Origin of the sequence: Rhizobium alarense (genome assembly GCF_021555155.1) — a bacterium.
GTDB lineage: Bacteria > Pseudomonadota > Alphaproteobacteria > Rhizobiales > Rhizobiaceae > Rhizobium_D > Rhizobium_D alarense.
The window spans coordinates 9,768-27,764 of the sequence record NZ_JAKGBU010000062.1; the positions used below are offsets into that span (position 1 = coordinate 9,768).

A 17,997-nucleotide genomic window follows, 5' to 3' on the forward strand; every position below is an offset into this window, starting at 1 on the left:
CGGCGCGCGGGCGGAGCCGTCCGAACGCCGCCGGCCCCGATGCCTTCCTGTCTGTCCGGAGACTTTTATGACGCACGCGACGCCATCCCCCAGCGAACCGGGCATCCTCGCCTTTCATACCCGCTGCGAAGCCTTCTATCCGGCCGATGCGGTGGCGGCGACGATCGGGGAGCAGCGCGGCTGGTACGATGCGCTCTGCGCCGCGTTCGATGCGCCGCTGCCCGACGGCATGACGGTTGCCGACGGGCTTGTGGCGGGGCGCGTGCCGATAAGGCGCTATCGCCCGGCGGAGGTGACGACGGCGACGCGGCTCTTCTACATCCATGGCGGCGGCTTCGTCGTCGGCTCGCTCGACAGCCACCACTCGATCTCGGCCGAGATCGCCGCCGCCGCCGGGGCGGAGCTCGTCTCCGTCGACTACCGGCTCTCGCCGGAGCATGTCTGGCCGGCGGCCTTCGAGGACTGCCGGGAGGTGCTCGCCTATCTGCTGCGCGGGGCGGGGCCGGTCGTGGTGATCGGCGACAGCGCCGGCGGCAATCTCGCGGCCGGCATCACGCTTGCGGCGCGCGACGAGGGCGTCGCCGGCATCGCGGGGCAGGTGCTGATCTATCCCGGCCTCGGCGGCGACCTCGTGTCCGGGTCCTATCGCGAGATGGCGAAGGCGCCAGGCCTGTCGACCGAGGATGTCGCCTATTACCGCCGCGTCTATGCCGCGCCGGACGGCCATCCCCATGCCTATCCGCTTCTCGCCGCGGATTTCGCCGGCCTGCCGCCGGCCTATGTCACGGCCGCGCGGTTCGATCCGCTGCGCGACGATTCGCGCCACTATGCGGGGCGGCTTGCGGCGGCCGGCGTCGAGGTCACCTTTCGCGAGGAGCCGCAGATGATCCATGCCTGGCTGCGGGCGCGCAGGATGAGCGACGGCGCGCGCGAGGGCTTCGCCCGCATCTGCGCCGCCGTCCGCGACTTCGCGCACCGGGAGGCATGACATGGACGGCATCTGCGATCTTGACCGGCTCCTCAAGGAGATGCGCCCGGTGCTCGCACAGGGCGAGTTCGTCTTCTGCACCGTGCCGGACGGCGATCTCAGGCCCTGGCTCGACCTCGACCCGCTCGGCACGTTCCGGGAGGAGGAGGGGCTGACGCTGATCCTGCCCATGGCCGTCGCGCAGGCAAACGGCCTTTCGGGCAGCGCGGCGCTCAGCCTGATCACCTTGACGGTCCATTCCGCCCTGGAGGCTGTCGGCCTCACCGCGGCCATCGCCACGGCGCTCGCCCGCGACGGCATCAGCGCCAATGTGGTCGCGGCCTATCACCACGACCATGTCTTCGTGCCGGCGGCGGATGGCGAACGGGCGCTCGCAGCACTCGAGGCGCTTGCCGCCTGACGATCAGAGGTGGCGGGTCTCGGCCGGCGGATTGAAGAAATCGTCGTCGCGGCCGTTCTCGTAGATCACCGGCGCGGCGACGAAGTCCGCATCCGGCACGTCGTCGAGGCAGGCGGCGTTGACGCAGTAGAAGTGCCCCATGAAATCCTCGAGATAACCGCGCGAGAAGGGGCGGATGCCGCAGCGGCCGCAGAAATAATGGTCGACATCGCCCTCCGGCCAGCCCGAACCGTCGGCCCGGTAGCTCACCAGCCGGTCCATGCCGGTCAGGATCGTCATCTCCTCGCGCGGCGTGAAGGTCTTCAGCATGCGGGTGCGGCGGCAGAAGGAGCAGTTGCAGACGCGGAGCCCCTCGGCGAGGTCGAGCGTGCATTCGAAGGTGACGGCGCCGCAGTGGCAGCGTCCGTGGTAGCGCTTGCGCATCGTCACGTCCTTTCGGCGAGGGCAGGGGTGGCGGCCGGCGCGGGTGAATGCCGGCGCAGCAATGTGGCGGCGATGACCGCGGTCGAGAGCGCGATGCCGACGCAGGCGGCCGCGACCCCGAGGACGGCACGGGCCAGGATGAGGCTCTCGGCGCTCCAGGCGAAGGCTGCGAAGACGGAGGCGAGGCCGAAGGCGGCCGAACCGATCATCAGGATGCGGCGCCGGCCGATCCGGTCGCCGAGCGTGCCCATGGTGATGAGCGAGCCCGCCACCATGAAGCCGTAGATGTCGACGATCCACAGCAGCTGTGAGGCAGATGGTTTCAGGTCTTCCGAGATCGCCGGCACGGCGAGGTTCAGGACCGTCAGGTCCATCGAATAGAGAAGGCAGGCAAGCGCGATGACGGCAAGGCCGATCCATTCGCGCCGCGTCGCCCGGGCGGAAACGGTATCAGACACGCGGGTCACCCGTGAGATAGGCGTCGAGCCTGTCGAGGCACTCGCTCCAGCCGCCCTCGTGGCCGTCGCGCTCGTCGACGGTCTCGAAGGGGCTCTGGCGGAAGCCGATCCGCGTCCTGGACGCGGACAGGCTCTCGAAGGTCACCGTCACCAGGGTCTCGCGGATCGGGCTTGCTTCGTCGTTCCAGGCGAAGGTGAAGACGAGCCACTCGTTTTCGACGATCTCCCGGTAGACGCCGGACATCGCGTGGTCCTGGCCCCCGGGCGAGCGGATCGCCGCCGACCAGGCGCCGCCCGGCCGGAAGTCCATGCGGATCGAGTGAGGTGTGAAATCCTTCGGTCCCCACCAGCGGGCGAGCTGCTCCGGCGACGTCCAGGCGCGAAAGACCAGCGCGACCGGTGCGTCGAAGACATGCTCGATATAGAGTTCGAGCGCCTGGTTTTCGGGCATGCGGTGCTGCATGGTCATTGCCTTGCTCCTCGGTCAAACTTCGTTTCCGGTGCCGGCCCGGCAGGGTTCGGCAGCCGCGTCAGTTCCGTTTCGTCGGGTCGCCGCCCTGCTGCAGTTCCTTGAGGTAGACATCGAGCCGGTCGAAGCTTGCCTCCCAGAAGCGGCGATAATTCGTCATCCAGCCGTCCACCTCCTTGAGCGGCGCGGCCTCCAGCCGGCACGGGCGCCACTGGGCGGCGCGTCCGCGGCTGATGAGGCCGGCGCCCTCCAGCACCTTCAGGTGCTTGGAGATGGCGGGCAGACTGATCGAAAACGGCTCGGCCAGCTCGTTCACCGTCGCTTCCCCCTGCGAGAGCCGCGCGAGAATGGCGCGGCGGGTCGGGTCGGCGAGGGCGGAGAAGGTGGTGCTGAGCGGATCGACCTGCATGTATTTACCTAATCGGTTAATTAACTTGATGGCTAAATACATTGCGAGCCTGCTCCGGTCAAGGGGGAGGCTGCGGATTTCAGGAATGGCGGACAGTAGCGGCAACGGACCGGGCTCGGGAAGCCGACGGCGAGTTGAGAAGCGGCGCGGCGCAGACATCGGCAGGTCGCGCAGGTTGGCGGCAGCAGCAGCCGGTCCGCCAGAAGTCCGTCAGGGGCGGCCGTGGCGGATGAATGTGGCGGTCGGCGTGGCGTTCGCCCGCGTGGTGCACTTGGCGGCGCGGCTCTGCCTTGCGTTCCCGACGCGCCTCAGAGTGCTGCTTCCGCCTGCATGCGGGCGAGATCCTTGCGCGGCGGGTTGCTGTAGATGCGGACGTGGTCGCGGCTGAACTGCGAGGGGCTTTCGTAACCGACGCGGAAGCCGGCCTCCGCCGCGGTCAGGCCCTCCATCACCATCAGCCGCCGCGCCTCGTGCATGCGGATGCGGGTGCGGAACTGCAGCGGGCTCATCCCCGTCGCCGCACGAAAATGCTCATGGAAGGAGGAAGGGCTCATGCCGGCGATGCCGGCGAGGGCCTCGATCGGCAGCGGCTCCCCGTAGTTTCGCCGCAGGTGGTCGATCGCGCGGCCGATCCGGCCGAGCCTGCTTTCGCCGTTGGCGATCTGCCGCAGGATCGCACCCTGCGATCCGGTGATCAGGCGGTAGAGAATTTCGCGCTCGATGAGCGGTGCGAGCACGGCGATGTCGTGCGGTGCATCGAGCAGGTGGACGAGCCGAACGCAGGCGTCGACGAGCGCGCCGGAGGCCTTGACGATACCCGCAGCGGAGCCCGATGCCGGGAGAGGAGGCGAGGCGTGGCCGTCGGCGTCGAGTTCAAGCAGCAGATCGGCGAGCGCCGCCCGGTCGAGGCTGAGCTTGAGGCAGAGATAGGGGGCGTCCGGCCTGGCTTCTGTCACCACGCCGATCACCGGCAGGTCGATGCCGACGACGAGCGAGCTGCCGGCGTCGTAGACGAATTCGCGCTCGCCGATGCGGGCGCGTTTCCGTCCCCCGGCGACGAGGCAGAAGGAAGGATCGTAGAGCGTGTGGAGCGGTTCCGAGACCGCGTTGGATCGGATGAACGACAGGGCCGGCAGGGCGGTCTGGCGGGTGCCGTCCGCCGGCGCATGATGCGCGATCAGGGCGTTGAGCTCAGCGAGTTTTTCCATGCTGCGAACATCGTTGAAATGCCGCCCGTTGCCAAGGCGCGCGGCCGGCGTTTCGGAGGATCGTGCAAGAATTCCGGAACTCCGTTCTACCGCCTGCGGGTCGTCCGCCGTCATTGTCGCGGTGCAGGGCGGTTGCCCTGCCGGCCGTCCGAAAACGAAGGGCCCGAAAACGAAAGGATCGAAACATGACCAGCATTCGCGACAAAGTCGTCCTGATCACCGGGGCGAGCAGCGGCATCGGCGCCGGCCTCGTGCGCGAGCTCGCCCCGGCCGGCACGCGGCTTCTGATCGGCGCCCGCCGCACCGATCGCCTGGAGGATCTCCGGGCGGAAGTCGAGGGAAAGGGCGGCACGGTCGCCATCCGTGCGCTCGACGTGACGGACCGCGCCGATGTCGAAGCCTTCGCGCAGGTCGCCATGGAGATCTACGGACGCATCGACGTGATCGTCAACAATGCCGGCGTCATGCCGCTTTCGGCGATGAACGCGCTGAAGGTCGACGAATGGGACCGGATGATCGACGTCAACATCCGCGGCGTCCTTCACGGCATCGCGGCGGTGCTGCCGATCATGAACGCGCAAGGAGAGGGGCAGGTCATCAACGTTTCGTCGATCGGCGGTCTCGGGGTGGTGCCGACCGCCGCCGTCTATTGCGCGACGAAATATGCGGTGCGGGCGATCTCCGATGGGCTCAGGCAGGAAAACGACCGCATCCGTGTGACCTGCGTCTATCCGGGCGTCGTCGAATCCGAGCTCGCCGACACGATCACCGATCTGGCGGCGGCCGAGGCGATGGTTGCCTACCGCGCCATCGCGCTGAAACCGGAGGCGATCGCCAGGGCGATCCGCCATGTCATCGAACAGCCCGCCGACGTCGATACCAGCGAGATCGTCGTCCGTCCCACGGCCAGCCGCTGAGGGTGTCTCGGAGGAGGAGTTGAAGGAGATCGTCGACACGGTCACCATCCCGGCAGGCTTCCGCGCGCCATCTCCGCGTCGCAGGTGCTGTCGGAGCTCCTCGCCGAGCGCCCCGCAGTAGGAGCCCGGCATGAGCGTTCCTTCCGTCCTTGCTGCCGTCGTGCTGGCGGCGATCCTTGTGTCCGGACAGAGAGGTCATGCACAGATGAACGCAGAGCAGGCCGCCGCGCAGCCCGACCGGAACCATCCCTATGTCGGGATGTGGATCACCGCGGATGGCCGTATCCGCCACACCCTGCTGCCGAACGGGCGCTACGACGAGGCGCGGGGAGCGCGTGAGAGCGCCTATCAGGGGCGCTACGAGGTGCGCGGCAACCACATCGAATACTGGGACGATACCGGGTTCACCGCCGACGGCGAATTCATCGACGGCGTGCTCCACCACGGCGGCATGATCCTCTATCGCGACCGCGTGAAGCCTGCGGAATGAGAGGCGGTGGCCCTCACATGAAGTCGCGCGGCACCGCCTTCTCGAAATGCTTCTCGAAGATCTGCGTCTCGCCCTCGAAGGCGCGGACATGGGCGCAGACCAGCCAGTCCGTTGCGGTGCAGCTGATGGTCGCCGTCGAAAGCGTGCGCACGAACCAGCCCTCGCGCTGCATGTCGCAGGTCCATGTCGCCGTGCCGGTCATCGACAGCGGGTCGCCACCGGCGATCGACCAGGTCTCGTCGCGCAACTGCCGCGTGGCGAGGCCGGTGCCGGGGTGCTCGCAGAGCCCGGTATCCTCGTAGATCGAATATTCGGTAAGCCCGTTCGTCAGATCCCGCTCGACGCCGCGGGCGGTTTCGGCCGGCGCGAGTTCCCGATATTTCGGCAGCGGGTCCGGGTTCGCCGGCTCCGGAACGGCGATGACCTCGTGGCGCCCAAGCTTCGGCAGCGCCAGGCCGAGCGAGGCGAGGTCGATGGTGAGGCCGGGATCGAAGGGCGGCGGCAGGATCATCGGCCAGTAGGCGGTGGAGAGCGACAGGCGGATGCGGTGGCCGGCGCGGAAGCGGTAGCCCATGGCGTCGAGCACCAGCCGCACCCGCGTCTTGACGCCATGCTGCATCGGCTGCGGCTCCGCATTGCCGCCGCGATGGGCAAGGTTCAACACGCCGAAGGTGACGCGCGTCGCCGTGCCGTCTGGATGCACGTCGACGATGCGGGCGCAGAGGTTTGCCCAGTCGGCGTCGCAGGCGACCTCGATATCGAGCACCGGCTGGCCGAGATAGTCCTGCGCCTCCCTGAGCGGCGCCGTCTCCAGCACGAGCGAGCCCGCGTCGTCGGCACGCTGGTCGAGCGCCATTTCCGCGTCCGGTTTCAGCGTGAACCATTCGCCGGCCATGACGCCGGTATCGAGCGGCGAGCGCAGGTAGCGGTCGTGGTCCTTCGCGCCGGCGATCGGCATGCCGGGTGTCAGTTCGCCGTATTGCTCCACATAGAAGCACTCCATCTCCGGTTTCGTCCATTCCGGCTTGGCGATCCAGAAGCCCGGGTCCTGCGCCCGCCAGGTGGACGGTTTCGCACCGTCCTGGATATAGGCGCGCATCTGCGGCCCGTTCTCGACGCCGTTTTCCTCGCCGCGCAGCCAACGGTTCCACCAGGCGATCGCCTCGGCGTGGAAATCCATCCGCGGCTTCGGCCAGGCGAAATGCGGATATTTGTGGATCCAGGGGCCGATCAGCGCCTTCGCCCTCGCGCCGAGCCCTTCCACCGCCTTGACCGGCGTGTTGCGATAGCCGTCCGCCCAGCCGGCGATGACGAGGGCCGGTACCGGAAAATCGTCGAAGGTCTCGCAGATCGAGCCGTGTTTCCAAAAGGCGTCGCGGCGCTGGTGCTGGAGCCATTCCTCGAGGAAGAACGGTTCGAGCGCCAGCCGTTCCAGCCACATCTGCCGCCAGGTGTCGCCGACGATCGCCGGGTCGGGCGAGCGGGACTGGTAGGCGAGCATGGTGGCCGCCCAGGAAAGCTGCGCCGAGAGGTGACAGCCGTTCTTGTAGTGGATGTCGTCATTGTAGCGGTCGACGGTGGAGGCGATGGAGATGACGGCCTTGAGCGCCGGCGGCTTCAGTGCGGCGACCTGCAGGCAGTTGAAACCGCCCCAGGAGATCCCCATCATGCCCACATTGCCGTTCGACCATTTCTGCACGGCGATCCACGCGATCAGTTCACAGGCATTGGCGAGTTCGAGCGGCGTGTATTCGCCGTCGATGACGCCGTCGGATTCGCCCGAACCGCGGATATCGACGCGCACGCCGGCGATGCCGGCGGCCGCGAAGACCGGGTAGGTCGATTCGTCGCGCGGGCTCGTCCCGTCCCGCTTGCGATAGGGCAGGAACTCGAAGACCGCCGGCACGGGATCGTTGTCGGCATCGTCCGGCATCCAGATGCGGGCCGCGAGCCGCGTGCCGTCGGCAAGGGTGATCCATTCGTTCTCGATGACAGTGAAGGTGCGGCCGGTCATGGGAATTTCCGTGTTGCCTGGACGTGATTGCTGTAAGGTCGCCGCCGGGCGGCACCGCGTGACCGGGCCGCGTGAACGGCCGGCGAGTCGAGCGGAGGATAGTCGAAGATGCGCAAGAAAACTGTTGCAATCGCGGCAGCGCTGTTCGCCCTGCAAATAGCGCCGGCCGGCGCGACCGAGACGGCGGCGCCGATTCCGGCCTGCGCGCTGTCCGGCGCCACCAGCGTGATGATCGGCGGGGCGCCCGCCTTGAGGCTCTCGGACGTCGTCAACTGCCCGCCGGAACTTTACGAGATCGTACCCTCCATCATGATCGAGGGGCAGCCCATGGTGAAGTTTCGCTCCGGCGTCGGCGAGAAGGGCAACTGCACGGCACGCGGCGAGGACAGCGTGATGGCGGAGGACGGTGCCGCAAGCCGCCTCGGCGACGTCAACTGCACGCAGAACTGACGGCTGAAGGCCGGATTCAGGTCAGGATTGCGCCGGCCGGGGCAGGTCATGGGCCATCGACGCGCGCCAATGCCTGCACGGCGCCGTCGATGCCGGCGAGCACGCGCCGGCCGGTCAGGTCGCGTACGGGATCGTCGTCCTCGCGCCGCGCGTCGTCGAGCGACCAGTCGAGCACGGCCTGCACCTCGAAGAGCGCGGAGCGGAACTGGTCGATCGTCTCGCTGTCCTCGCCGGAGAGCGCAGCAGAGAGCGCGGCAGACGACGGCATCGTTTCGAGGATCTCGCGATAGGCCGACGGCAGGGGCGTCACGGCGGCGGTGTCCGTCGTGTCTCCGCTCGGCGCCGGCATTGGCGCCTCGACGGCAGGCGGCGCCGATCCCATCGCCGCGGCGAAGTCCGAGGCCGCGGCGCTCAGGTCCTTGCCGATCTCGGCGGCCCGGCGGGCGACGAAATCCGAGGAGAGGCCGAACTGGCGCAGGATCGTCATGTTCTCGCGGGCGCGCTCCAGCTTCTGGCGGGCGATCTCCTTGCGCGTCGCGGCCGCTTCCTCCTCGAAGCCGCGGAGCGCCTCGAGCGCTTCGTCGGCCGCGGTCGGTTCCGCGCCGCCGCTCGACACGCCGGCGGGTGCGGTCGCCGCGGCCGATCCGGTCAACGCGGAAAATCCGCGCTGCGCCGTGGACGCCGGGATGGAAAAGGCGGCGGTGATCGCGGTCATGATCCCTTTCGTCGCGCATCGTCGCGCGAACAAGCATTCGATGCCCGGTTTCGGGGCTCGACCCGCTCTATCAGAAAGGTCTTACGAAGCGATTACAGCAGGCGCAGCCGGCAATTGCCGGCTACCTTCAATTCCCCGCGCTTTCCATGCGCCGGGTCGTCAGCACCTTTTCCAGCCAGCCGATCTCCATTTCCGGAACGGATTTCAAGAGGAGGTCGGTGTAGTCGTCGAAGGGCGGCGAGAGAACCTTCGATTTAGGCCCGAAACGCACGAGGCGTCCCTTGTGCATCACGGCCACGCTGTCGGCGATGGCGCGCACGATCGCGATGTCGTGGGTGATGAACATGTAGGAGACATGCGTCTCGTCCTGCAGCTTCAGCAAGAGCTTCAGGATGCCTTCGGCGACGAGCGGATCAAGGGCGGAGGTCGGCTCGTCGCAGAGGATGAGCTCCGGCTTCGCCGCAAGTGCCCGCGCGATCGCCACGCGCTGCTTCTGGCCGCCGGAGAGCTCGGCCGGATAGCGGTCGGCGAAGCGGCCGCCCATCTCGATCTGCTCCAGCAGTTCCTTCACCCGCTCCGTCTTCTTCTGGCCGCGCATGCCGTAGTAGAAGGTAAGCGGCCGGCCGACGATGTCGCGCACCGTCTGGCGCGGGTTCATCGCCGTGTCGGCCATCTGGTAGATCATCTGGATGCGGCGAAGCTGGTCGTTGGTCCGGCCCCTCAGCGCCTTCGGCAGAACTGAGCCGTCGAAGGCGATCGTGCCCTCCTGCGGCGGCAAGAGGCCGGTGATGACGCGGGCGAGCGTCGACTTGCCGGAGCCGGACTCGCCGACGATGGCGAGCGTCTGGCCCTTCGGCAGGTGCAGCGAGACGTCCTGCAGCACCTTGAAGCCGTTGGAATAGCCGGCCGTCACGTTGTCGACCTTGAGGAGCGTGTCCGACTGGTCGGCGGCCTCCTCGCGTTTCGTGCCGCGCACATTGACGAGCGCGCGGGTATACTCCTCCCGCGGCTCCTCGATGATCTGCTTCACCGAGCCGTATTCCACCATCTTGCCGTGGCGCAGAACGAGGATGTCGTCGGTGATCTGCGCGACGACGGCGAGATCGTGCGTGATGTAGAGCGCCGCCGTATGCGTCTCCTCGATCGCATGCTTGATCGCCGCCAGCACGTCGATCTGCGTCGTCACGTCGAGCGCCGTCGTCGGCTCGTCGAAGACGATGAGTTCGGGATTGGGGCAGAGCGCCATGGCGGTCATCGCGCGCTGGAGCTGGCCGCCCGAAACCTGGTGCGGATAGCGCTGGCCGAAGGTGTCGGGGTTGGGCAGGCCGAGCACCTTGAACAGGTAGTTCGCGCGTTTTTCCGCTTCCGCCCGGCTCATGATGCCGTGCTTCAGCGACGCCTCGATCACCTGCTCGCCGAGCCGGTGGGCCGGGTTGAAGGCGGCGGCTGCCGACTGCGCGACGTAGCACACCTTCGCGCCGCGCACCTTGCGGATGCCGGAATGGCCGAGCTTGAGGAGGTCTTCGCCATTGAGCTTGACCTCGCCGCCGGTGATGCGCACCCCGCCACGGCCATAGGCGAGCGCGGTGAGGCCGATTGTCGACTTGCCGGCACCGGACTCGCCGATGAGGCCCAGGACCTTGCCCTTCTCGACATCGAAGGAGACGCCTTCGACGAGCGTCACGGTCCGCGGCGGCTCGCCGGGCGGGTAGCTCGTCGCCTCGATCTTGAGGTTCCTGACGGAAAGAAGATCAGGCATCGCCGCGCCCTCCCTTGAGGCTCGAGGTGCGTTTCATCAGCCAGTCGACGACAAGGTTGACGCAGATCGCCAGCCCCGCGATCGCGCCGCCCGGAATGAGCGCCGCGGAAATGCCGAAGATGATGCCGTCCTTGTTGTCCTTGACCATGCCGCCCCAGTCCGCGGCCGGCGGCTGGATGCCGAGGCCGAGGAAGGAGAGCGTGGAGAGGAACAGGATCGAGAAGGCGAAGCGCAGGCCGAACTCCGCGAGCAGCGGCGAGAGCGTGTTGGGCAGGATCTCGCGGAAGATGATCCAGCCGGTGCCTTCGCCGCGAAGCCGCGCCGCTTCGACGAATTCCATGACCGCCACATCGAGTGCGACGGCCCGGCCGATACGGTAGACACGGGTACTGTCCAGAACCGCCATGACGAGGATGAGGATCCAGAGCTGCTGCGGCAGCACGGCCAGCACGACGAGGGCGAAGATCAGCGTCGGGATCGCCATCATGAGGTCGTTGAGGCGCGAGAAGATCTGGTCGATGAGCCCGCCGGTGACGGCTGCGGTGAAGGACAGAAGCATGCCGAGCGAGAAGGAGATCACGGTCGCCGCCAGCGCCACGAAGATGGTGGTGCGGGCGCCGTAGATCAGCCGCGAGAAGAGGTCGCGGCCGAGATTGTCGGTGCCGAACAGGTAGTCGCCGCCCATCGGCTGCCAGATGCTGCCGACGATTTCGCTTTCGCCATAGGGCGCGATGAGCGGAGCGAAGAGGGCGCAGACGATCGCGATGGCGATGCCCGCCATGCCGATCCACGCGCTGATGGGAATGGTGTTCAATCTCATCGCGGATGCCTCAGTCTGGGGTTGGCGATGATGGCGAGAATGTCGGCGAACATGTTCAGGAAGATGTAGAAGGCCGCGAAGATGAGGCCGCAGGCCTGCACCACCGGCATGTCGCGCACCGTCACGGCGTCGACCATGTACTGGCCCATGCCCGGATAGACGAAGACGACCTCGACCACGACGACGCCGACGACGAGATAGGCGAGGTTGAGCGCGATGACGTTGATGACCGGTGCAACGGCGTTGGGCGCCGCATGCTTGGCGATGATGCGAAGGCCGCTCAGCCCCTTGAGCTCCGCGGTTTCCACATAGGCCGACGACATGACATTGAGGATCGCCGCCCGCGTCATGCGCATCATGTGGGCGAGGACCACGAGCACCAGCGTTGCCGTCGGCAGGGCGATGGCGGAGAGGCGTTCGCCGATCGACATGGAGTCATAGACCGTTGCCGGGAAGGTGGCGATGCCGAGCTGCACGGCGAAGAACAGGATCAGCAGGTAACCGACGAAGAACTCCGGCAGCGAGATCGCCGCGAGCGAGATCACGTTGATGATCTTGTCGGGCATCCGGTTGCGGTACTGCACCGCGAGCATGCCGAGGCCGACGGCGAGCGGCACCGAAATCGCCGCCGCGAAGAAGGCAAGGAACAGCGAGTTGCCGAGACGCTTGCCGATCTGCTCGCTGACCGAGTTCCTCGACGCCCAGGAGGTGCCGAAGTCGCCCTTCAGCGCGCCGCCCAGCCACGCGACGTACCGGGTGGTGGCGGGCCTGTCGAGCCCGAGATCCTTGCGGATGTTCTCGACGGCCTGCGGCGTCGCCGACTGGCCGAGATAGGTGGTGGCAAAATCGCCGGGCAAGGCTTCCACGCCCCCGAAGATCATCAGGGACACGGCGAAGAGCAGGGCGACGCTCAAGCCCAGCCGCTGGAGGATGAGGGCAGCGAGCGGGCTGCTCTTGCTGAATTTCGCCCAGAACGTCGGCGCGCCGCCGCCGAGCAGGGGACCTGTTCCCGTGGACGCAACCGACCCGGCAACGCCGACAGGCTGCGGGGCTTCGCCCGCAGCCGTCGTTGCTGTCAGCTCCGGACCGTGCGCCGGTCCGCCGCCGCTCATCAGGCGTCGAGCCAGACACGCGTCGCGACGTAGCCGTTCGACATGTCGTTGCCGATGTCGTGCACGTAGCCCTTCACCTGCTTGGAGGCAGCGTTCACGAAGTCGTTGAACATCGGCAGGATCAGGCCGCCTTCGTCCCGCACCATCATGGCCATGGTGCGGTACATGTCCTTGCGCTTGGCCTCGTCGAGTTCCGAGCGGGCGGCGAGCACCATCTTGTCGAAGTCCTCGCGCAGGAAGCGGGTGTCGTTCCAGTCGGCGGTCGAAAGATAGGCCGTCGAATACATCTGGTCCTGCGTCGGGCGGCCGCCCCAGTAGGAGGTGGAGAAGGGCTGGACGTTCCAGACGTTCGACCAGTAGCCGTCGCCGGGCTCGCGCTTGACCTCGATCTCGATGCCGGCCTTCTTGGCGCTCTCCTGGTAGAGAACGGCCGCATCGACCGCGCCCGGGAAGGCGACGTCGGAGGTGCGCAACAGGACGGAGCCGCTGTGGCCGGACTTCTTGTAGTGGAAGGCCGCCTTGTCGGGATCGTAGGCGCGCTGCTCGATGCCTTCCGGGAAGAGCGCATAGGTCTCGTTGATCGGGAAGTCGTTGCCGACCTTGCCGTAGCCGCCGAGGATTTTCTGCACCATGGTCTCGCGGTCCATGGCATATTTCAGCGCCATGCGCAGGTCGTTGTTGTCGAACGGTGCCGTGTTGCAGTGCATGATGAAGACGTAGTGGCCGCGGCCGGAGGTGTTCAGGATCTCGATGGTCGGCGCGCGCTTCAGGAGGTCGACGGTCTTCGGGTCGACGCGGTTGATATAGTGCACCTGGCCGGAGGAGAGCGCGGCGATGCGGGCCGTCGCGTCGTTCATGTTGATGATTTCGATGGAGTCGACGAAGCCGCGATCGGTGCGCCAGTCGTCGGCGTTCTTCTCGAAGGTGGCGCGCACGCCGGCCTCGAAGCTCGTCATCTTGTAGGGGCCGGTGCCGATCGAGGCGCCGGGATCGTCATAGCCGCCGTTCGGCTGGATGACGAGGTGGTAGTCGGTGAGCAGCAGCGGCAGGTCGGCGTTGCCTTCGGTCAGGACGAGCACGAGCTTGTCGCCGTCGGCCTTGATCTCCTTGATCGACTTCATGACGCCGAGCGCGCCCGATTCCGACTTCTCGTCGGTGTGGCGCTGCAGGGTCTTGATGACGTCGTCGACGGTCAGTTCCTTGCCGTCGTGGAACTTGACGCCCTTGCGGATGGTGAAGGTCCAGGTCGAGGCGTCGGCGGACGGTTCCCAGGATTCGGCGAGTGCCGGGACCGGCTGGCCTGTCAGCGGCTCGGATTCGACGAGCATGTCGCCCCAGCAGCGGCCGATGCAGAACATGACCTGCGACAGGAACTTCGCCGGGTCTTTCGAGTCGGTTGCGGAGCCGCCTTCGAGGCCGAGCTTGAGGTGGCCGCCGCGTTTCGGTTCCTGGGCCCTGGCGGCGGTGTCGAACATCGTGCCGGCGGCGGCAAGCGTGACGCCGAAGGCCGCGGCGCGGCCGATGAATTCGCGGCGGTTCATGCGGCCAAGCGTAACCTGGCTGGTGAGGTATTTGGTGTAGTCAGTCATTCCCCTGTTCCCTTTGTCTGGCCCTGTGCCGGGCAATTGTCGTTGTGATTGGCAGAATTTCTGGTTTTGGCCTCGATGGCAATCTCCCGTTCGGCATTTCTGCCGGCGGCGGTTCACGGTCTCGTCTCTTTTCTCGCCTCCAGTCCCGGCCGTCGAGCCGGCGATTGTCAATAAGCTATATCTATAAGGAACGCATGTAACGCCCTAATCTATCTATTCTTTCCATAAGGATGCCTTATGGAGGTATGCACACGTCACCGCCGGAAAAATGGCAGATCAACGCCCCTTCCAGACCGGGTCGCGCTTTTCGGCGAAGGCGCGCGCTCCCTCGAGCTGGTCCTCGCTCGAATAGAGCACGTCGACGGTCTTCAACTGGCGCCGCGTAACCCGGTTCATCGTCGTCTGGAACGCCTCGCCCTCCGCGGCCCGCACAACCTCCTTGATGGCGGCATAGACGAGCGGCGGGCCGCTTTCGAGCAGGCGGGCGAGGTCCCAGGCCCGCTCCATCAGCTTGCTCGCCGGCAGGACCTCGTTGACGAAGCCCCAGCGGTGCGCCTCGGCGGCATCGAGCCAGCGGCCGGTCAAGAGCATGTCCATCGCAATGTGGTAGGGGATGCGCTTCGGCAGCTTGATCGAGGCGGCGTCGGCAACGGTTCCGGACCGGATCTCCGGCAGCGCGAAGCTCGCATGCTCGGCGGCCAGGATCAGGTCGGTGGAGAGCGCGATCTCGAGGCCGCCGCCGCAGCAGATGCCGTTGACGGCGGCGATGATCGGCTTGTTGAGGTCGCGCAGTTCCTGCATGCCGCCGAAACCGCCGATGCCGTAATCGCCGTCGACCGCGTCGCCCGCCGCCGCCGCCTTGAGGTCCCAACCCGGACAGAAGAATTTTCCCCCGGCACCGGTGATGATCGCGACGCGGAGGCCGTCGTCGTCGCGGAAATCGCGGAAGATCTCACCCATGATGCGGCTGGTCGCCAGATCGATGGCATTCGCCTTGGGCCGGTCGATGGTGACCTCCAGGATGGCGCCTTCGCGGCGTTGGATGATCGGTCCGGACATCGGTTCACTTCCTCAGACGGATCAGGGCATCGGCCGCGACGACACCGTCGCCTTCCGGCAGCACCATGATCGGATTAACGTCCACTTCGTCGACAATTGAAGCGTTTGAAACGACATAGGATGCCGTTGATGCGACGGCGGCGACGAGGGCCGCGAAATCGCCCTTCGGGCCGCCGCGATAGCCGCCGAGCAGTTTCGCGACCTTGAGGCCGGCAATTGCTTCACGGATGGTGTTTTCGTCGGTCGGGAGGGTGAGAATCGCCGAATCCTCCAGCAATTCGACCAGAATTCCGCCGGCGCCGACGGTCAGGACGGGACCGGCGACCGGGTCGCGCATGGCGCCGACGATGAGTTCGGCAACGGGCTTTCCTATCATCTTCTCCACGAGGAAGCCGGAGGTGATGCCGGCCATCGCCGTCGCTGCGTCGAGCACGGCCTGAGCGTCCTGGAGATTGAGCTCGACGGCGCCGGCCTCGGTCTTGTGCGCAATGCCGAGGCCCTTGAGCACGACGGGAAAGCCGAGCGCGCCGGCCGCTGCGGCCGCCGCCTCCGCCGTCTCGGCTGTCAGGCCTCTTGGTACCGGCAGGCCATGGACGGCGAGCGCCTGTTTGGCCTCGTGTTCGCTCAGCGTCGTGGCTTCGCCTTCATTGGCGGCGATCTTCAGCAACGGGGCGGGCGGGGGCTTGCCCCAGGCTTCGCCGATGCCGGCGGCGGCTTCGGCGGCAGCCAGCGCCTCCTCGATCCCGTAAAAAGGCACGACGCCGTTCTGCATCAGCATCCCGGCGGTCGCCTCCGGCATGTTTTCGCCCATGCTGGCGACGATGCCGGCGTTTGCTCCGGTTGTCTTCGCGGCGTCGATGACCGCGTGGCAGGTGGTGGTCCAGTCGGTGGCGTCGCAGCGGTCGAGCCGCGGGAAGTCGAGCACGACGAGGTTCAGCGCATAGCCACCCGTCATCATCGTCGTGAAGGCGTCGGTCTGCTTCTCGCGGTTGCCCCAGACGAACGTGTGGTAGTCGAGCGGATTGGAGATCGTCACCATCTGGCCGAGCGTGTCGCGTAGCGGCTGGCGCTGGTGGTCCTTCAGCGCGCGGTAGACGACCTTGCGCTTCACGCCGGCATCGGCCATCAGCGACGCCTCGCCGCCCGAGCAGCTCATCGAGGAAATCTCGTAGCTCGGCAGCGGCCCTGCGACATGCAGCAGCTTCAGCGTTTCGAGAAGTTCGGGGAGCGTCTCGACCCGGCCGATGCCGAGGCGGGCGAGCAGCGCGGAGGACACCTTGTCGTTGCCGGCCAGCGAGGCCGTGTGCGAGACGGTGGCAAGCTGTGCCTGCTCCGACCTGCCGACCTTCAGCGTCACCACCGCCTTCTTCAGTTCGCGCGACCGGAAGGCCAGGCGCTCCAGGGATTCGAGGCTGTCGAAACCCTCGATATGCAGACCGACGGCGGTGACGCGCGGGTCTTCGAGCACCGCGCAGGCGAGATCGGCAAGGCCGGTCTGCGCCTGGTTGCCGGCGGTCAGGATATAGGCGAGCGGCAGGCCGCGCTGCTGCATCGAGATGTTGCAGGCGATGTTGGAGGACTGTGTCAGGACCGCGACACCCTTTTCGATCCTGAGCATGCCGTGCTGATCCGGCCAGAGCAGGGCACCGTCCAGCATGTTGATGAAGCCGTAGCAGTTCGGCCCGAGGATCGGCATGTCGCCTGCCGCTTCCACCAGTGCCTTCTGCAAATCGTCGCCATCCGCCATTTCGCTGACCGCCTCGCGGAACCCGGAGGCGTAGCAGACCGCGCCGCCGGCACCGCGTGCCGCAAGCTCTCGGATGATCTCGATGGTGAGCTGGCGGTTGACGCCGACGAAGGAGGCGTCCGGTACGCCGGGAAGATCGGCGACGGAGCGGTAGCATCTGCGCCCGAGGATTTCCGCCTCGCGCGGATGCACCGGCCAGATCTCGCCGGCAAAGCCCATTTTGTCGCACTGGTGGATGACACGCCGCGCCTCCTTGCCGCCGAAGACGGCGATGGATCCGGGACGGATGAGGCGGGCGAGGGAGCGGGTCACGGCGACACCTGCCATGCTCACGCCCCCAGCGGCCGGAGCAGGTCGCGGCTGATGATGTGCCGCTGGATCTCCGAGGTGCCGTCCCAGATGCGCTCGACACGGGCATCGCGCCAGAATCTTGCGAGCGGCAGGTCGTCCATCAGGCCCATGCCGCCGTAGATCTGGATCGCCTCGTCGGTGACGCGGGCGAGCATTTCGGTGGCGAAGACCTTGGCGGAGGCGATCTCGCGGTTCGAGGGCAGCTTCTGGTCGAGGCGCCAGGCGGCCGACAGCGTCAGGAGGTCGGCGGCGTCGATCTCGGTGATCATGTCGGCGAGCTTGAAGGAGACGCCCTGGTTGGCGCCGATCGGCTTGTCGAACTGTTTGCGCTCGGCGGCGTAGTTCAGCGCGTAGTCGAAGGCACGCCGGGCGCGGCCGACGGAGGTGGCGGCGACGGTGAGGCGGGTCGCATAGAGCCAGTCGTTGGCGATGTCGAAACCCTTGTGCAGTTCGCCGAGAATCTGGGCGGAGGAGAGCCGGCAGTCGTCGAAATTCAGGATGCAGTTCTTGTAGCCGCGATGCGAGACCGACTCGTAGCCGTCGCGGATCTCGAAACCCGGCGTGCCGCGATCGACGAGGAAGCAGGTGATGAGCTTCTTCTTGCCGCGCGGCGTGTCTT

18 protein-coding genes and 1 pseudogene are annotated in these 17,997 nt (G+C 66.9%); 5 read left to right on the top strand and 14 right to left on the bottom strand.

What is annotated here, in order from left to right; translation table 11 throughout:
• Positions 1-67 precede the first annotated feature (67 nt).
• Both LXM94_RS18205 and LXM94_RS18210 read left to right on the top strand, forming a co-directional pair.
• Positions 68-988: an alpha/beta hydrolase gene (locus tag LXM94_RS18205; RefSeq protein ID WP_235772890.1), complete on the top strand. Its 921-nt coding sequence runs from the start codon at positions 68-70 to the stop codon at positions 986-988.
• A gap of 1 nt (position 989) precedes the next feature.
• Complete coding sequence (locus tag LXM94_RS18210; RefSeq protein WP_235772891.1) at positions 990-1,388, top strand: ACT domain-containing protein; 399 nt, start codon at positions 990-992, stop codon at positions 1,386-1,388.
• A 3-nt stretch (positions 1,389-1,391) separates the two neighbouring features.
• Here the strand turns inward: LXM94_RS18210 and LXM94_RS18215 are convergent, their stop codons facing one another.
• From LXM94_RS18215 to LXM94_RS18235, 5 genes and pseudogenes are all read right to left on the bottom strand, one after another.
• Positions 1,392-1,811 (bottom strand): GFA family protein, encoded by a 420-nt coding sequence (locus LXM94_RS18215; RefSeq protein WP_235772892.1) that lies wholly within the window; start codon positions 1,809-1,811, stop codon positions 1,392-1,394.
• 41 nt (positions 1,812-1,852) lie between these two features.
• Positions 1,853-2,287: pseudogene (locus tag LXM94_RS18220) on the bottom strand (MFS transporter); the annotation flags it as partial.
• The gene (locus LXM94_RS18225) at positions 2,262-2,738 is read right to left on the bottom strand and encodes an SRPBCC domain-containing protein (protein WP_235772893.1); all 477 of its coding nucleotides are present in this window, start codon (positions 2,736-2,738) and stop codon (positions 2,262-2,264) included. The pseudogene LXM94_RS18220 and the gene LXM94_RS18225, both read right to left, overlap by 26 nt.
• 61 nt (positions 2,739-2,799) lie before the next feature.
• A complete protein-coding gene (locus LXM94_RS18230) occupies positions 2,800-3,147 on the bottom strand; it encodes an ArsR/SmtB family transcription factor (protein WP_235772894.1) in 348 nt (115 codons plus the stop codon).
• 308 nt (positions 3,148-3,455) lie between these two features.
• The gene (locus LXM94_RS18235) at positions 3,456-4,355 is read right to left on the bottom strand and encodes an AraC family transcriptional regulator (RefSeq protein ID WP_235772895.1); all 900 of its coding nucleotides are present in this window, start codon (positions 4,353-4,355) and stop codon (positions 3,456-3,458) included.
• Between the two features lie 185 nt (positions 4,356-4,540).
• Here LXM94_RS18235 and LXM94_RS18240 point away from each other — a divergent pair, with 185 nt between their 5' ends.
• Positions 4,541-5,272, top strand: coding sequence for an SDR family oxidoreductase (locus LXM94_RS18240; protein WP_235772896.1), 732 nt, complete (start codon positions 4,541-4,543; stop codon positions 5,270-5,272).
• Positions 5,273-5,477: 205 nt separating this feature from the next.
• Positions 5,478-5,762 (top strand): Atu4866 domain-containing protein, encoded by a 285-nt coding sequence (locus LXM94_RS18245; RefSeq protein ID WP_408015664.1) that lies wholly within the window; start codon positions 5,478-5,480, stop codon positions 5,760-5,762.
• A gap of 13 nt (positions 5,763-5,775) precedes the next feature.
• Here LXM94_RS18245 and LXM94_RS18250 read toward each other — a convergent pair whose 3' ends face one another.
• The gene (locus tag LXM94_RS18250) at positions 5,776-7,776 is read right to left on the bottom strand and encodes a CocE/NonD family hydrolase (RefSeq protein WP_235772898.1); all 2,001 of its coding nucleotides are present in this window, start codon (positions 7,774-7,776) and stop codon (positions 5,776-5,778) included.
• A 108-nt stretch (positions 7,777-7,884) separates the two neighbouring features.
• On the opposite strand from LXM94_RS18250, the gene LXM94_RS18255 reads away from it, so the two are divergent.
• Positions 7,885-8,226: a PAAR domain-containing protein gene (locus LXM94_RS18255; RefSeq protein ID WP_235772899.1), complete on the top strand. Its 342-nt coding sequence runs from the start codon at positions 7,885-7,887 to the stop codon at positions 8,224-8,226.
• 46 nt (positions 8,227-8,272) lie between these two features.
• Here the strand turns inward: LXM94_RS18255 and LXM94_RS18260 are convergent, their stop codons facing one another.
• The 8 genes from LXM94_RS18260 to LXM94_RS18295 form a co-directional block, all read right to left on the bottom strand.
• Positions 8,273-8,941: a hypothetical protein gene (locus LXM94_RS18260; RefSeq protein WP_235772900.1), complete on the bottom strand. Its 669-nt coding sequence runs from the start codon at positions 8,939-8,941 to the stop codon at positions 8,273-8,275.
• 127 nt (positions 8,942-9,068) lie between these two features.
• Entirely contained in the window at positions 9,069-10,700 is a 1,632-nt protein-coding gene (locus tag LXM94_RS18265; protein ID WP_235772901.1) for an ABC transporter ATP-binding protein, read from the bottom strand.
• A complete protein-coding gene (locus LXM94_RS18270; RefSeq protein ID WP_235772902.1) occupies positions 10,693-11,520 on the bottom strand; it encodes an ABC transporter permease in 828 nt (275 codons plus the stop codon). Before LXM94_RS18270 ends, LXM94_RS18265 begins: the two co-directional genes overlap by 8 nt.
• Positions 11,517-12,632: an ABC transporter permease gene (locus tag LXM94_RS18275; protein WP_408015663.1), complete on the bottom strand. Its 1,116-nt coding sequence runs from the start codon at positions 12,630-12,632 to the stop codon at positions 11,517-11,519. The genes LXM94_RS18270 and LXM94_RS18275 overlap by 4 nt, the downstream gene beginning before the upstream one ends.
• The gene (locus LXM94_RS18280) at positions 12,632-14,221 is read right to left on the bottom strand and encodes an ABC transporter substrate-binding protein (protein WP_235772903.1); all 1,590 of its coding nucleotides are present in this window, start codon (positions 14,219-14,221) and stop codon (positions 12,632-12,634) included. The genes LXM94_RS18275 and LXM94_RS18280 overlap by 1 nt, the downstream gene beginning before the upstream one ends.
• Positions 14,222-14,497: 276 nt before the next feature.
• A complete protein-coding gene (locus LXM94_RS18285) occupies positions 14,498-15,280 on the bottom strand; it encodes a carnitinyl-CoA dehydratase (RefSeq protein WP_235772904.1) in 783 nt (260 codons plus the stop codon).
• A gap of 4 nt (positions 15,281-15,284) precedes the next feature.
• Positions 15,285-17,354, bottom strand: a complete 2,070-nt coding sequence (locus tag LXM94_RS18290; protein WP_235772905.1) for an acetate--CoA ligase family protein — start codon at positions 17,352-17,354, stop codon at positions 15,285-15,287.
• Between the two features lie 2 nt (positions 17,355-17,356).
• Positions 17,357-17,997 (bottom strand): acyl-CoA dehydrogenase family protein (locus tag LXM94_RS18295; protein WP_235772906.1); only part of this gene is annotated, 641 nt, incomplete at its 5' end.

What these genes read in the sequence shown, in the direction of transcription:
- LXM94_RS18205 (WP_235772890.1), top strand. Translation starts at nt 68, where the DNA reads ATGACGCACGCGACGCCATCCCCCAGCGAACCGGGCATCCTCGCCTTT.
- LXM94_RS18210 (WP_235772891.1), top strand. Translation starts at nt 990, where the DNA reads ATGGACGGCATCTGCGATCTTGACCGGCTCCTCAAGGAGATGCGCCCG.
- LXM94_RS18215 (WP_235772892.1), bottom strand. Translation starts at nt 1,811, where the DNA reads ATGCGCAAGCGCTACCACGGACGCTGCCACTGCGGCGCCGTCACCTTC.
- LXM94_RS18225 (WP_235772893.1), bottom strand. Translation starts at nt 2,738, where the DNA reads ATGACCATGCAGCACCGCATGCCCGAAAACCAGGCGCTCGAACTCTAT.
- LXM94_RS18230 (WP_235772894.1), bottom strand. Translation starts at nt 3,147, where the DNA reads ATGCAGGTCGATCCGCTCAGCACCACCTTCTCCGCCCTCGCCGACCCG.
- LXM94_RS18235 (WP_235772895.1), bottom strand. Translation starts at nt 4,355, where the DNA reads ATGGAAAAACTCGCTGAGCTCAACGCCCTGATCGCGCATCATGCGCCG.
- LXM94_RS18240 (WP_235772896.1), top strand. Translation starts at nt 4,541, where the DNA reads ATGACCAGCATTCGCGACAAAGTCGTCCTGATCACCGGGGCGAGCAGC.
- LXM94_RS18245 (WP_408015664.1), top strand. Translation starts at nt 5,478, where the DNA reads ATGAACGCAGAGCAGGCCGCCGCGCAGCCCGACCGGAACCATCCCTAT.
- LXM94_RS18250 (WP_235772898.1), bottom strand. Translation starts at nt 7,776, where the DNA reads ATGACCGGCCGCACCTTCACTGTCATCGAGAACGAATGGATCACCCTT.
- LXM94_RS18255 (WP_235772899.1), top strand. Translation starts at nt 7,885, where the DNA reads ATGCGCAAGAAAACTGTTGCAATCGCGGCAGCGCTGTTCGCCCTGCAA.
- LXM94_RS18260 (WP_235772900.1), bottom strand. Translation starts at nt 8,941, where the DNA reads ATGACCGCGATCACCGCCGCCTTTTCCATCCCGGCGTCCACGGCGCAG.
- LXM94_RS18265 (WP_235772901.1), bottom strand. Translation starts at nt 10,700, where the DNA reads ATGCCTGATCTTCTTTCCGTCAGGAACCTCAAGATCGAGGCGACGAGC.
- LXM94_RS18270 (WP_235772902.1), bottom strand. Translation starts at nt 11,520, where the DNA reads ATGAGATTGAACACCATTCCCATCAGCGCGTGGATCGGCATGGCGGGC.
- LXM94_RS18275 (WP_408015663.1), bottom strand. Translation starts at nt 12,632, where the DNA reads ATGAGCGGCGGCGGACCGGCGCACGGTCCGGAGCTGACAGCAACGACG.
- LXM94_RS18280 (WP_235772903.1), bottom strand. Translation starts at nt 14,221, where the DNA reads ATGACTGACTACACCAAATACCTCACCAGCCAGGTTACGCTTGGCCGC.
- LXM94_RS18285 (WP_235772904.1), bottom strand. Translation starts at nt 15,280, where the DNA reads ATGTCCGGACCGATCATCCAACGCCGCGAAGGCGCCATCCTGGAGGTC.
- LXM94_RS18290 (WP_235772905.1), bottom strand. Translation starts at nt 17,354, where the DNA reads ATGGCAGGTGTCGCCGTGACCCGCTCCCTCGCCCGCCTCATCCGTCCC.